Below are 13,086 nucleotides of genomic sequence, written 5' to 3'. Positions count from 1 at the left end.
TCATCCGCCATGATCAAAGCCCGTGACGAACGGTTTCCAGAAAGGCGACGCTGATGTGCGAAATGACCAAGACCCTGAATGATCTGAACCGTCCTGGCCTGCTGGTTCAGGCGGCAGCCCATGGCACAGGCCAATACGAGCGCCGCCGTGACCTGCGGCGCATGCTGCGGGTGGCGATTCCCGGAACGGCCCGCGCGGCGCTTGAAAAGCTGCTGCCAATCGAGGCCGAGCTTGAAAAGCGGCGCCGCGAACGGGCCACGACCTACAGCTTTGCGCGGCACGTGGACATTCTGGCCGCACTGCTGGCCGAAGCGCGCAGCTTTCGCGGGGCCTGACCCCTAGATGTTGGCGTCGGGCATCTCTGACTTGCGCCGATCCACATAGTCCTTGAGGGCCTCGCGCACGGCGGGGTCCATCGGCGGTTCTTCGTAGGCCGCCAACATCGCATCCATCTTGACCCGCGCCAGGGCGCGCGTGTCGCGGGCCCCTTCTTCGGACCAGGTCTCGAATGGCTTGTAGTCCAAAAGGTTGGACCGCCAGAACGCGGTCTTGAAATTGGCCTGAGTATGGGCACAGCCCAGGTAGTGGCCGCCGGGCCCGACCTCTCGGATGGCGTCCATTGCTTGCGCGTTTTCGTCATAGGCGACGCCCTGCGCCAGCTTGTGCAGCGCGCCCAGCTGATCGGCGTCCATCACGAATTTCTCGAAGTCGGCGACCAGCCCGCCTTCGAGCCAGCCACAGGCGTGCAGCATGAAATTCACACCCGCCAGCAACCCCACGTTCAACGAATTCGCCGTCTCATAGGCGGCCTGGGCGTCCGGCAACTTCGACCCGCAGAACGACCCGGCAGACCGGTAGGGCAGCCCCATGCGCCGCGCCAACTGTCCGGCACCGTAGGTGATCTGCGCGGCCTCTGGCGTGCCGAAGGTGGGCGCGCCGGAGTTCATGTCGATAGAGGTCACAAAGGCCCCGAAAATCACCGGCGCACCGGGCCGGATCAATTGGCTGTAGGCTACGCCCGCCATCACTTCGGCCAGGACCTGCGTCAAGGTGCCCGCGACCGATACCGGTGCCATGGCGCCCCCCACGATGAACGGGGATATGATGCAGGCCTGGTTTGCGGCGGCATATTCCTCCAACGCGCCCATCATGATCGAATCGAACGTCAGCGGAGAGTTGATGTTGATCAGCGACACCATCGCGGTGCGATCCTGCAGCCCGCCGAACAGGATATCGCACATCTCGATCGAATCGCGGGCGCGGCTGGGTTCCGTGACCGAGCCCATGAACGGTTTGTCCGACAACGTCATATGCGCCATCAGCATGTCGAGGTGCCGCTTGTTCACCGGGATATCCGTCGGCTCGCAGACGGTGCCGCCGGAATGGTGCAACCAGGGGGACATCTGCCCCAGCTTCACGAAGGTCTCGAAATCCGCCATCGTGGCATAGCGTCGGCCGCCTGCGTCCCGCACGAAAGGCGGGCCATAGACCGGAGCCAACACAAGGTTCTTGCCGCCGATTTCGACCGCGCGATCCGGGTTGCGGGCGATCTGGGTGAACGTCGACGGGGCCGTGGCACAGAGCTTGCGCGCCAGACCGCGCGGGATACGCACGGTTTCGCCGTCGATCTCTGCCCCTGCTTCGCGCCAGAGGTTCAGCGCCTTGGGGTTCTCGACGAAGGCCACGCCAATTTCAGCCAGAACGGTTTCCGCGTTGCTCTCGATGATTTCGAGCGCTTCTTCGTTGAGGATCTCGAAGTTCGGGATGTTGCGCAGGATGGTGCCCGCGGTTTCGACCTTGGTCGATGTCCGCTCTGCGCGGCGCGCCGCCCCGCCGCCGCCGCGTTTTCTGCGTGCCGTTTCCGCCATGGCCCTATCCCCTGTCTGTCTGGCCCCAAGTATAGCGCGGCTGCGCGCCAACCCGGCCCGGATGCGGCGGCGCGGGGCGAAAGACGACATTCCGGCGCTTGCGCGCCCGGTCCGCTGCGCGTAATCGCCTGACCCATGGACAACACGACAGACCATCAGCGCCTGCTGATCATCGACTTCGGCAGCCAAGTCACCCAGCTCATCGCGCGTCGCCTGCGCGAGCTGAATGTCTACTGCGAAATCCACCCCTTTCAGTCGGTCACCCCGGCCTTTCTGACGGACTTCGCGCCCCGCGCGGTGATCCTGTCGGGCGGCCCGGCATCGGTGCCCGACGCCGGCTCCCCCCGCCCCCCCGCCGAGGTGTTCGAGATGGGCGTGCCGGTTCTGGGCATCTGCTACGGCCAGCAGGTCATGCAGCAGATGCTGGGCGGGCAGGTCACGCGGGGCGAAGGCACCGCGGAATTCGGCCGCGCCTATGTCACCCCGGAAAGCAAGCTGTCACTGCTGGATGGCTGGTTCGACGGGCTCGAATCGACCGGGCGCGAACAGGTCTGGATGTCGCATGGCGATCACGTGGCCAAACTGGCCCCTGGGTTCGAGGTCTACGGCACCTCCCCCGGTGCGCCGTTTGCGATCACCGCCGATGTGGCGCGCAATTTCTATGCCGTGCAGTTCCATCCCGAGGTGCACCACACCCCCAAGGGGGCGCAGCTTTATGAGAATTTCGTACGGTTGGCCGGTTTTGACGGCGACTGGACGATGGCCGGCTACCGCGAACAGGCGATTGCAGCGATTCGCGAACAGGTGGGCGATGCAAAGGTGATCTGCGCGCTGTCCGGCGGGGTCGATTCGTCGGTCGCCGCCGCCCTCATTCACGAAGCGATCGGCGACCAGCTGACCTGTGTTTTCGTCGACCACGGGTTGTTGCGCCAGAATGAGGCCTCCGAGGTGGTGGCCATGTTCCGCGACCACATGAACCTGCACGTCATCCATGCCGAAGAACAGGATCTGTTCCTGGGCGAGCTGGACGGCGTGTCGGACCCCGAGACCAAGCGCAAGATCATCGGTCGGCTGTTCATCGACGTGTTCCAGAAATATGCCGACCAGATCGAGGGCGCGCGTTTCCTGGCGCAGGGGACGCTTTACCCCGATGTCATCGAATCGGTCAGCTTTTCCGGCGGCCCCTCGGTCACGATCAAATCGCACCACAACGTGGGCGGCCTGCCCGAAAAGATGGGCCTGACCCTGGTGGAGCCGCTGCGCGAGCTGTTCAAGGACGAAGTCCGCGCACTGGGCCGCGAACTCGGCCTGCCGCCCAGCTTCATCGGCCGCCACCCGTTTCCTGGTCCGGGCCTCGCCATCCGCTGCCCCGGAGAGATCACGCGCGCCAAGCTCGACATCCTGCGCAAGGCCGACGCGGTCTACATCGACCAGATCCGCCGCCATGGCCTGTACGATGACATCTGGCAGGCGTTCGTGGCGATCCTGCCGGTTCGCACCGTCGGCGTCATGGGCGACGGACGCACCTATGATTACGCCTGCGCCTTGCGCGCCGTGACCTCGGTGGACGGCATGACGGCGGATTATTACCCGTTCAGCCATGAATTCCTCGGCGAAACCGCGACGCGGATCATCAACGAGGTGCCGGGCATCAACCGGGTGACCTACGACATCACGTCAAAACCTCCGGGCACGATCGAGTGGGAATGATCTCGCGAAAGCGAAATCATTCCAGCGGCAAGGTGATGGTCGCAACGGCGACCGTCACAGCGCCACAATCATGTTCCGCGCCGACGACTGGTCGGGTTGGCCGCCCGACCTAAACGCGCGGCTCTGCGACCCCGGCCACGGCGCTGCGCCGCTCCATCATCACGACATCGCGCCAGCGCCCAGCCATCGGCCCGTGCCCCATCCGGCCCAGGCCGCGGCGCACCCCCAACACCTCAAAACCGCAGGCTCGGTGCAACGCGAGGCTTCCCGCGTTCTCCGGAAAGATCTGCGCCACCAAGGTCCACCAGCCTGCCTCCTCGCTCTCGCTCACCAAACGGGTCAACAGCGCGCGCCCGACCCCGCGCCCTGCGGCCTCCGGGGCGACATAGACGCTGACTTCGCCCACCCCGGAATAGACAGGACGCGCCGAAGTCGCGCCGACGCCTGCATAGCCCAGAACACCCTCGGATTCGGCCACGAGGCAGAGAGAAAACGACCCCGCAACCTCCGCCGTGGTCATCGCAACCTCTCGGAACGAGGCATGCCCGGTGGCCAGCCCCGCCTGATGGATCAGGGAGACACGGGCCGCGTCCCCGGGCTGAAGCCGCCGGACCTTCATCGCCCGCGAAACAAGCCGCCCAGAACACCGCGTACCAGCGCCTTGCCCGCGCGGTTGCCCAGCGACCGGGCCATGGATTTGGCGAACGTCGTGCCGACGCTGTCGGACCGACGCGACCGGGTCGAGGTCGACCGGCTGACCCGGCCCCCGGTGTACCGCCGCCCGGCCTTGTATTCCCGCTCGGAGGCTTCGGCCTCCTCTTCTTCGCGTTCCGCCGCTTCGGCCGCTTTCGCCGCATCCTCGGCACGTTTCTGCAGGACTTCGAACGCCGACTCGCGGTCCACTTCTGCCTCATAGCGCCCGGCCACGGGCGAGGCGGCCATGACCTCCCGCCGCTCGGCGTCCGTGATCGGCCCCAGCTGCGACGCGGGGGGCCGGATCAGCGTACGTTCGGCCACGCCGGGAATGCCCTTGCGCTCCAACAACGAGGTGACGGCCTCGCCCACGCCGACCTCTCGGATGGCGTCCTCGATCTCAAACCGGGGATTCTCGCGATAGTTTTCAGCGGCCTGTCGCAGTGCGCGTCGATCCTTGGCCGTAAACGCCCGTAAGGCGTGTTGCACCCGGTTGCCCAGCTGACCCAGCACATCCTCGGGGATGTCGTCGGGGTTCTGGGTCACGAAATAGACACCGACCCCCTTGGACCGGATCAGCCGCGCCACCTGTTCCACCTTGTCGACCAAGGCCCGTGGGGCCCCGTCGAACAGCAAATGCGCCTCGTCGAAAAAGAACACCAGCTTCGGTTTGTCCGGATCACCTACCTCGGGCAGCTCTTCGAACAGCTCGCTTAGCAGCCACAGCAGGAACGTCGCATAAAGCCGGGGCGCGCCCATCAGCCGGTCAGCGGCCAGGATGTTGACGCGGCCGCGCCCATCCGGGTCCGTGCGGATGATATCCGACAACGCCAGCGCCGGTTCCCCGAACAGATGTTCGCCGCCCTGTTCCTCCAACATCAACAGCCGCCGTTGGATCGCGCCCACGGATGAAGTCGAGATGTTGCCGTAACGCAGACCCAGATCCTTGCGGTTCTCACCGGTCCAGACCAGCAACGCCTGCAGGTCCTTCAGGTCCAACAACGCCAGGCCCTGCTCATCCGCCACGCGGAAGGCGATGTTCAGAACACCTTCCTGCGCCTCGCTCAGATCCATCAGCCGCGCCAGCAGCAGGGGCCCCATCTCAGAGACCGTCGTGCGCACCGGATGCCCCGCCTCTCCCCACAGGTCCCAGAACGTCACGGGTGTCGCGCGGTATTCCAGGTCCAGCCCGATGGTGTCCGCCCGGCTGGCAAAGGCACCGTGCAACTTGTGATCCGCTGACCCTGGCCGCGCCAGGCCGGACAGATCCCCCTTTACGTCGGACAGAAACACAGGGACGCCCGCGTCGGAAAATCCCTGCGCCAGGATCTGCAAGGTGACGGTCTTGCCCGTCCCCGTGGCCCCCGCGATCAGCCCGTGCCGGTTGGCATAGTCCAGGCGCAGGTGCTGCGGCGTGCCGTAATCCGCGCCGCCGCCCCCCACAAAGATCATCCCGTCCATCTCAACCATGCCCTGCCCCATTAGCGCGAATTTAACCTTTCGCTGTCATATCATTGGCTACCAGCGGCGCACAGCCTGCGTCGCGGTTATCCTCCCTGTCGACTGGCCGCGCGGTTTTCGGACCGTGCGGCTCTTTTTCGTTGGATCGGGGTCCGGTCGGAACCGTTTCCTGCGCAATCAACGGGGATTGGAACGAAATTAGCCTGTTGACGCCGCGAGGGGTGTTGATAAGGTCCGCACATATCAAGTCGGCCAGTCCGACGGGGAGAGAAAAAAAGCAATTGAAAAGGGCCTTCTCACGGGCCCTTTTCTGCTTTTTGGGCAGATGTTTGCCACCCCTCCGAACGCGGGTATCCGCCGTCAATTCGCCCCTGCACGCCGCCTTCAACCGTGCTAAAGCAGGCAAAACCATTGACCGGAGTGCTGACGCGATGACCGACCTGCCGACCAACTCGATCCTTCGGACCGCCACCGCCGCATCGCTGGCGTTCGTGTTGGCCACGTCTGCCGGATGGGCACAATCGACCGAAACTGCGGACACCGCGGATCAGGTCCCTGCCGCCGAAACCCCGGCCGAGACCGGAACCGACGATCTGGCCGCACAGGTCCTGTCCACTGGCGAAGAGGTCGCGGCCCCGAACGCCGCCCCCGGTATCTATATCAAGGAAGAACATGGCGATTGGGAAATCCGTTGCCTGGAGGCCCCCGAAGGTCAGGAAGACCCCTGCCAGATGTTCCAGCGGCTAAGCGATCAGAACGGCAACCCCACCGCCGACGTCAACATCTTTGATCTGCCCGATGGCGGAGAGATCGTGGCCGGTGCCACCATCCTCACCCCGCTTCAGACGCTGTTGACGGCGCAGGTGACCATGCAGATCGACAGCGGTCAGCCCCGTCGCTATCCCTTTGCCTTCTGCGATGTCGGCGGGTGCTATGCGCGTCTTGGTCTGCGCGCCGAGGATGTGAACCGGCTCAAGCGTGGGGCCAAGGCCACCTTGACGGTCGTGCCCGCCCAGGCCCCGGACCAAGAGGCGCTGCTGACCATGTCGCTGACCGGCTTCACCGCCGGCTTCTCCGCCGTCGAAGTGCCAAACCAGAACTGATTTTACGCGGCGGGCCCGCGCCCGCCGCGACACTTAGACTGCGCGCAGCGCCAGCACCGCGTTCATGCCACCAAAGGCAAAGGCGTTGGACAGGCAGGCCGCGACCTTGGCGTCGCGGGCCTCGTTCGGCACCACGTCCAGCGCGCATTCCGGGTCCAGTTCCTGCCAGTTCGCTGTCGGCGCAATCACGCCGTCGCGCAGCGCCATGATACAGGCCAACAGCTCGATCGCGCCGGTCGCACCGATGCAGTGGCCATGCATCGACTTGGTCGAAGAAATCGCCAGCCGATCCGCGTGCCGGTCGAACACATGGGCCACCGCCGCGCATTCCGTCTTGTCGTTGGCGGCCGTGCCGGTGCCGTGGGCGTTGATATAGCTCACGTCTTCGGGGTTCAGCCCTGCGTCCTTCATCGCGCCGATCATCGCGCGTTCCGCGCCCTGGCGGGACGGCATCACGATGTCCGACGCGTCCGATGTCATCGCGACGCCCGCGACCTCTGCCAGGATCTCGGCCCCGCGGGCGCGCGCGTGCTCATAGTCTTCCAGCACGAAAATTCCGGCACCTTCGCCCTGAACCATCCCCGACCGGGTGGCGCAGAACGGACGGCAGGTGTCGCGCGACATCACGCGCAACCCTTCCCACGCCTTGACCCCGCCGAAACACAGCATCGCCTCTGCCCCGCCGGTCACCATCACGTCCGAGATGCCCGATCGCACGAACTGGAACGCCTGCCCGATGGCATGGTTGCTGCTGGCGCAGGCGGTGGCGACGGTGAAACTGGGCCCCTTGAGGTTCCATTCCATGGACAGATGCGCCGCCGCCGCATTGTTCATGAGCTTGGGCACCACAAAGGGATGAACGCGGTTTTTCCCCTCTTCGTAGACGACGCGATAATTCTCGTCCTGGGTGTTCAACCCGCCCCCCGAAGTGCCCAGGATCACGCCCGCCCGTGCCGCCAATTCGCCCGCAAAGGTCAATCCTGCCTGGCCGATCGCCTCGCGCGCGGCCAGAATCGCGAATTGCGTATACCGGTCATACAATGCGACCTGCTGGCGGTTGAAATGTGCCGATTGATCAAACCCACGCACCTGCGCGCCGATGCGGATGGCCAGCCGGTCAACGTCGCGGATGTCCAGCTCTCCGATGGCGCAGCGGCCTTCGCGCATCGCCGCCAGGGTCGCGGGAACATCCGTGCCAAGCGCGTTGACCGTGCCCGCCCCGGTGATGACCACGCGCCGCATCAGGGCGTCTGACTGGCGATCAGCCCCGCGACCGCCGTGACGATGGCCCCGACGGTCGAGATGTCGAAATCCGATTTGTCCGGCTCATTGGCGTTGAAGGGCACGGTCACGTCGAATCCTTCCTCGATGGCAAAGATTGCTTCGACCACGCCCATGCTGTCGATGCCAAGATCGGCAGGGCTGGCGTCATCGGTCACGTCCGAAGGGTCAATCATGGCCTGTTCGGCGAGGATGGCGTGCACGCGGGTGCGAATGTCTTCATGTGTCATGGGGCTTGCCCTGCACCAAAGCCGTGACGGTTTTACGAAGCTCGGCCACTTGTTCTGCCATGCGGGGCAGCCGCCGCAACGCGCGATACATCGCCATGTTGGTCTCCATCTTCACCGCCGGATAACCAAGGATGACTTCGCCCGCCGCCACCTTTGACAGGATCTTGGTGCCACCGCCTGCAACCACGTCATCCCCGATGGAAATGTTATCACTGACCCCTACCTGCCCGGCCAGAACGACCCGGTTGCCCACCGTCGTCCCACCGGCCATGCCCACCTGCCCACAGAGCAGGCAATCCTCGCCGATGCGATTGTTGTGGCCGATCATCACCAGGTTATCGATCTTGGTGCCCCGGCCGACCGTGGTATCCGCGACCGTGCCCCGGTCGATGGTCGCGTTCGAGCCGACTTCGACGTCATCGCCGATCCGCACCGCGCCAAGGGAATGAATCCGCGTCCAGCTCTGCTCTGTGATCTCGCCCTGGTCGCCCAGCGTCTTGCGCGCCTTTTCTACGCCGGATTCCTCGGGCGTGACAAAGCTGAACCCGTCCCCGCCAATCACTGCGCCGGGCTGGCAGATGAACCGTGCACCGATCACGACCCGGTCCCCGATCACCACCCGCGGCAGGATCAGGGCATCGCAGCCCAAGGACACATCCGCACCGATCGTGACCTGCGCCCCGATCCGGGCGCGCGCGCCGATCTGGCTGCGCGGGCCGATGACCGCATAGGGCCCGACCGAAACCTCAGGCCCCACCTCGGCAGACGGGTCGATCAACGCCGTGGGGTGGATGCCAGGGGTCATCACCGGCCCCGCGTCCAAGGCTGCGGTGATTCCGGCCATCGCCAGCCGCGCGCGCGGCACCATGACGGCACCCTGCAATCCCATGGCGCGCCAATCGGCACCGTCCCAAAGGATCGCGCCCCGCGCCTGCCCCTCAGTCAAGGCCGGACCGTAGGCAGGCGACATTGCCAGGGCCAGATCGTCTGGACCGGCCGCCGCAGGTTCCGAGGCGCGCACAAAGGTCAGCGACCCGTCGCCTTCAACCGGGCGACCAAGCGCAGTGGCGATTTCCGTCAACGTGAACATGTCAGCCCCTCGGAGGTCGATGCCTCCGAGGGATCTAACTGCGCCGGTCCGTCAGTTCCACCCCGGCATCGCTCAGGGCGCGCAGCAACTTCGCGTCACGCCCATAGGGATCCCCGCGATAGTTGGCCCGGCCAAGCGGTGTGACCCAAGCCGACCAATAGACCAGGTGAACGCCGACAGGTTGATCCAGATCCACGCGCCGCTCCGCGCCACGGGCCAGGATCGAATCGAAATCCTGCTTCGGCGTGGCGGATTGCGGTGTCAGCAGATGATAGGCCAGCTCCAGCGGGCGCCCGACGCGAACGCAGCCATGGCTGAAGGTCCTCAGGTCGCGCGCGAACAGGTTCCGCGATGGCGTGTCGTGCAGGTAGATGTTCCATTGGTTCGGAAACATGAACTTGACCCGGCCAAGCGCATTGCGCGGCCCCGGCGGCTGTTTCAGAGAAAAGGGAAAGTTTGCAGCGGTATAGCGGCCAAAGTTCACGTTGGCGCGGTTCACGCGGCCTGAACTCGAATACACCTCCAGGTGCTGCGCACCACCCCGCCGCAGCGCGGGCAGGTATTCGTTCACGGTGATCGACCGCGGCACATGCCAATAGGGGTTGATGACCATATGCGTCATCGTGTGGCTGAACTCCGGCGTGCGCCGGTCGGGCGTGTCGGCCCCGACCACAACGACCGTGTCAAACGTCACTTTCCCATCGTCGACCACATAGGCGTGCTGTTCGGCCAGGTTCACCAGGATATGGCGCGATTCCAGCGGCTTGTTCATCCAGCGTTGCCGCTCCAGACCGACGACGATCTGGCCGATACGGTCCTCTAGCGGCACGTTGATGGCCGCGATCGTCGATTGCCCGGCCTCGCCGTCGGGCGTCAAGCCGTGGTCGATCTGAAAATTACGAACCGCCGTTTCCATGTCCGCATCATAGGCAGACACCGCCGAGCGGCGCAGATACCCCATACGGATCAAACGGTTGCGTAGGGACACGACCGATCGCCCCTCGGCACCGGGCTTCAGGCTTCCGCTGTCGACGCGGGGGCCCCAGCCACCGGCCGCAAGCACTCCCTCCAACCGCAGCTTTTCCCGCAGCAGCCGGGTGTAGGCCGGCGACGTCGGCCAAAGCCCCTGGACAAAGGCATAGGGGTCGCCCTCGGTGAAGGTGGTGATCTGGTCCAGCCAGTCGCGTTTCGGCACGTCGACCTTGATGGTGGAATCCACCCGTTTCGGGTCAAGAATGCCGGAGCTGACGTCCTGCGCGTAACGCAAGAACCGTTTCGTCATCTCCACTTCCAACGCACCCCGCTCAGAGGCGGTGCGGGCGGCGGCAAAATCGGCGCGGATCGTGGCGGCGTCGTAGCGCCCCATCGGCAATCCGTGATCCGGGGCCGCATCCAACGCCCAGAGAAAGGCGGCGCGGCGGTGTTCAGGGCCAAAGGCCCCCTCTGCCTCGCCCATCCAAATCGGAGCGAAATCGCGGGCACGGTAAAAGGCTGCGATGGCGGCATCTTCACTGGCGGACTGTGCGACGGCCTGCTGAAACGGCGTCACCAGCGGTGCGGCAAGCGCCATGGGCGCGGTCGTCAGGGCCAGGCCAAGTGCAAGGGCGGAAAGTGTACGCGGAAAAATCATCTATCCCGTCCATTTATAATAACTTTACGCAGGGTATCGGACCGGTCCCGGCTGTCTATTCACGAAATCGTAAATCCTTGGCTGTAGACATCTTGGCAACAGGCCTGCGACCACCGCGGCACAGCACCTTTTTTGGCGGATTTCTGCTCATATCCAAGATACCCGGGAACCCGCTTTCCGGAATCGCGAAAGTCATGCCAAAGAACGGATGTCACATGGGGATGAGACACTGAGGCCGCGAAGACGGCCCGACTGGATGAATGGGGCAAACGTGACTGATCTGACACAGACAGGTGCGACCGTGTCGTTGACGCGTCGTCGACTTCTGAGCGCTTTCGCAGCCACCGCCGTCGTGGCGGCACCGACTTACGCAAACGCCGCTGGGTTCTTGCGCGGGGGTGGCGATATCCGTCGCATCAAGATGCACAACGCCCGGACCGGCGAATCCATGGACACCATCTATTGGGTCGAAGGGAACTATGTCCCCGATGCCCTGCGGGAGATCAATTTCTTCTTCCGTGACTGGCGCCGCAATGAGGTCAAACAAATCGACAACCGCACCGTCGATATCATTGCCGCCACCCATAACCTTGTCGACGCGAACGAACCTTTCCTCCTGCTCTCCGGCTACCGCTCTCCTGCCACGAACGCGTTGCTGCGCAGCCGCTCCAGCGGCGTTGCGCGCAACTCCCTGCACCTAAAGGGTCAGGCCGCCGATTTGCGGCTTGGGTCACGGTCGGTTGGTCAGGTGGCACGCGCCGCCGCGTCTTGCGGGGCGGGTGGTGTCGGACGTTATTCCGGCTCGAACTTCACCCACGTTGATTGTGGCGTTGTCCGGACCTGGGGTCGCTAAACTCCCAAACTTTGCTTATCGGAAACGGCCGCCCATGGGCGGCTTTCGCCGTTATTGACGTTGTGGAAACACGAAACAACGATCGCGCCGGATCGATAGCCACATGACCGTTTCGGGCTTGGGCAGGAAAACGGCAGGCACCGTCGCCGTCACCTTCGTTTCCCCATCGGCCATCAGGAATTCTACCAGGCTTTCCTTGCCCATGAACCGGGACCGTTGCACCGTGCCCCGCGCGGGCGCACCCTCTGCGGCGGTGGGACGTGGGCCACGGCCATCGCGGTCGAAATCAATGCGCACATGCTGCGGACGAAAGACGATGTCGACGGTCGTCCCTTCCGGCAATCCGGGGGCCAGGAACTGACCGAAGGGTGTCTCCGTCAGGGCCCCGTGAACGACACCTTGCAAAACATTGGTATCGCTAAAGAACGCGGCGGCCGCAGGATCGGCGGGAGTGTTGTAGATGTTGTAGGGCGCGGCCTTCTGGACGATCCGCCCCGCCCGCATCAGCGCGATTTCATCGGCCATGCGCATCGCCTCGTCCGGCTCGTGGGTCACCAGCAAGACCGCCGTTCCCGCCTCTTTGAGAACCGACAAGGTTGCATCGCGAATGCCGTCGCGCAGCCTGTTGTCGAGGCCAGAAAAGGGTTCATCCATCAGCATGACTTTGGGACGGGGGGCCAAGGCGCGGGCCAGGGCGACGCGCTGCTGCTCTCCTCCGGACAATTGATGCGGATGCTTTTCGTCGTAGCCGGCCAGATCGACCCGCTTCAATAGCTCCTCCACCCGCGCGGCGGACACCGCGTCCCGGCGCAGGCCAAAGCCGATATTCTGCGCGACCGTCAGATGCGGGAACAGCGCAAAGTCCTGGAACATGAGGCCCACACCCCGTGCCTCGGGTGGCACGTGCACCTCGCCGCCGGACACCAGCTCTCCGTTAAGCCAGACCTCGCCGCTGTCCTGGCGATCCACGCCCGCGATGATGCGCAATGTCGTCGATTTGCCGCACCCGGATGGGCCCAGCAGACACGTCACCTGCCCCGCCGCCACCGACAGATCGACGCCGTCCACAACCCGACGGCCGCCGAATTCGCGGATCAACCCTACGGTGCGCAGGCGTGCGTCCATGTGCCGAATACCCGAGTGTTACAGTCAGGATGACCTAACAGC

General features: G+C 64.6%; 12 protein-coding genes. 4 read left to right on the top strand and 8 right to left on the bottom strand.

The genetic code is table 11. The annotated features are described in order from the left end of the window. The first annotated feature begins 62 nt into the window (after nt 1-62). Nucleotides 63-335, top strand: coding sequence for a DUF6477 family protein (locus K3551_RS11915; protein ID WP_259913426.1), 273 nt, complete (start codon nt 63-65; stop codon nt 333-335). Between the two features lie 3 nt (nt 336-338). Here K3551_RS11915 and K3551_RS11910 read toward each other — a convergent pair whose 3' ends face one another. Further along, nucleotides 339-1,868 carry a trimethylamine methyltransferase family protein gene (locus K3551_RS11910; RefSeq protein WP_259913425.1) on the bottom strand — a complete coding sequence of 510 codons (1,530 nt, stop codon included), beginning with the start codon at nt 1,866-1,868 and terminating at the stop codon, nt 339-341. A gap of 135 nt (nt 1,869-2,003) precedes the next feature. On the opposite strand from K3551_RS11910, the gene guaA reads away from it, so the two are divergent. Next, nucleotides 2,004-3,578: a glutamine-hydrolyzing GMP synthase gene (guaA, locus tag K3551_RS11905; RefSeq protein WP_259913424.1), complete on the top strand. Its 1,575-nt coding sequence runs from the start codon at nt 2,004-2,006 to the stop codon at nt 3,576-3,578. Between the two features lie 109 nt (nt 3,579-3,687). Here guaA and K3551_RS11900 read toward each other — a convergent pair whose 3' ends face one another. Both K3551_RS11900 and K3551_RS11895 read right to left on the bottom strand, forming a co-directional pair. After that, nucleotides 3,688-4,098: a GNAT family N-acetyltransferase gene (locus tag K3551_RS11900; protein ID WP_259913422.1), complete on the bottom strand. Its 411-nt coding sequence runs from the start codon at nt 4,096-4,098 to the stop codon at nt 3,688-3,690. A gap of 95 nt (nt 4,099-4,193) precedes the next feature. Then, entirely contained in the window at nt 4,194-5,732 is a 1,539-nt protein-coding gene (locus K3551_RS11895; RefSeq protein WP_259919591.1) for a DUF853 domain-containing protein, read from the bottom strand. A gap of 431 nt (nt 5,733-6,163) precedes the next feature. On the opposite strand from K3551_RS11895, the gene K3551_RS11890 reads away from it, so the two are divergent. Next, nucleotides 6,164-6,835 (top strand): invasion associated locus B family protein, encoded by a 672-nt coding sequence (locus tag K3551_RS11890; RefSeq protein WP_259913421.1) that lies wholly within the window; start codon nt 6,164-6,166, stop codon nt 6,833-6,835. 33 nt (nt 6,836-6,868) lie between these two features. Here K3551_RS11890 and K3551_RS11885 read toward each other — a convergent pair whose 3' ends face one another. From K3551_RS11885 to K3551_RS11870, 4 genes are read right to left on the bottom strand one after another with little or no spacing between them, the layout of a single operon-like run. Next, entirely contained in the window at nt 6,869-8,077 is a 1,209-nt protein-coding gene (locus K3551_RS11885; RefSeq protein ID WP_259913420.1) for a beta-ketoacyl synthase, read from the bottom strand. Next, complete coding sequence (locus tag K3551_RS11880) at nt 8,077-8,346, bottom strand: acyl carrier protein (RefSeq protein ID WP_259913419.1); 270 nt, start codon at nt 8,344-8,346, stop codon at nt 8,077-8,079. Before K3551_RS11880 ends, K3551_RS11885 begins: the two co-directional genes overlap by 1 nt. Continuing rightward, nucleotides 8,336-9,436: a UDP-3-O-(3-hydroxymyristoyl)glucosamine N-acyltransferase gene (gene lpxD / locus K3551_RS11875; protein WP_259913418.1), complete on the bottom strand. Its 1,101-nt coding sequence runs from the start codon at nt 9,434-9,436 to the stop codon at nt 8,336-8,338. The genes K3551_RS11880 and lpxD overlap by 11 nt, the downstream gene beginning before the upstream one ends. Before the next feature lie 34 nt (nt 9,437-9,470). Beyond that, nucleotides 9,471-11,066 (bottom strand): murein L,D-transpeptidase, encoded by a 1,596-nt coding sequence (locus K3551_RS11870; protein ID WP_259913415.1) that lies wholly within the window; start codon nt 11,064-11,066, stop codon nt 9,471-9,473. Between the two features lie 256 nt (nt 11,067-11,322). On the opposite strand from K3551_RS11870, the gene K3551_RS11865 reads away from it, so the two are divergent. Then, a complete protein-coding gene (locus K3551_RS11865) occupies nt 11,323-11,919 on the top strand; it encodes a DUF882 domain-containing protein (RefSeq protein WP_259913414.1) in 597 nt (198 codons plus the stop codon). Between the two features lie 51 nt (nt 11,920-11,970). Here the strand turns inward: K3551_RS11865 and K3551_RS11860 are convergent, their stop codons facing one another. After that, entirely contained in the window at nt 11,971-13,044 is a 1,074-nt protein-coding gene (locus tag K3551_RS11860; protein WP_259913413.1) for an ABC transporter ATP-binding protein, read from the bottom strand. Between the last annotated feature and the right edge of the window lie 42 nt (nt 13,045-13,086).

This window comes from Jannaschia sp. M317 (assembly GCF_025141175.1).
In the GTDB taxonomy this organism is placed as follows: Bacteria; Pseudomonadota; Alphaproteobacteria; order Rhodobacterales; family Rhodobacteraceae; genus Jannaschia.
This window is presented reverse-complemented; position numbering and strand designations above follow the sequence as displayed.

Excerpts from the sequence above, each read along its gene's own strand:
- K3551_RS11915 (WP_259913426.1), top strand. The coding sequence starts at position 63 with ATGACCAAGACCCTGAATGATCTGAACCGTCCTGGCCTGCTGGTTCAG.
- K3551_RS11910 (WP_259913425.1), bottom strand. The coding sequence starts at position 1,868 with ATGGCGGAAACGGCACGCAGAAAACGCGGCGGCGGCGGGGCGGCGCGC.
- guaA (WP_259913424.1), top strand. The coding sequence starts at position 2,004 with ATGGACAACACGACAGACCATCAGCGCCTGCTGATCATCGACTTCGGC.
- K3551_RS11900 (WP_259913422.1), bottom strand. The coding sequence starts at position 4,098 with ATGACCACGGCGGAGGTTGCGGGGTCGTTTTCTCTCTGCCTCGTGGCC.
- K3551_RS11895 (WP_259919591.1), bottom strand. The coding sequence starts at position 5,732 with ATGGACGGGATGATCTTTGTGGGGGGCGGCGGCGCGGATTACGGCACG.
- K3551_RS11890 (WP_259913421.1), top strand. The coding sequence starts at position 6,164 with ATGACCGACCTGCCGACCAACTCGATCCTTCGGACCGCCACCGCCGCA.
- K3551_RS11885 (WP_259913420.1), bottom strand. The coding sequence starts at position 8,077 with ATGCGGCGCGTGGTCATCACCGGGGCGGGCACGGTCAACGCGCTTGGC.
- K3551_RS11880 (WP_259913419.1), bottom strand. The coding sequence starts at position 8,346 with ATGACACATGAAGACATTCGCACCCGCGTGCACGCCATCCTCGCCGAA.
- lpxD (WP_259913418.1), bottom strand. The coding sequence starts at position 9,436 with ATGTTCACGTTGACGGAAATCGCCACTGCGCTTGGTCGCCCGGTTGAA.
- K3551_RS11870 (WP_259913415.1), bottom strand. The coding sequence starts at position 11,066 with ATGATTTTTCCGCGTACACTTTCCGCCCTTGCACTTGGCCTGGCCCTG.
- K3551_RS11865 (WP_259913414.1), top strand. The coding sequence starts at position 11,323 with ATGAATGGGGCAAACGTGACTGATCTGACACAGACAGGTGCGACCGTG.
- K3551_RS11860 (WP_259913413.1), bottom strand. The coding sequence starts at position 13,044 with ATGGACGCACGCCTGCGCACCGTAGGGTTGATCCGCGAATTCGGCGGC.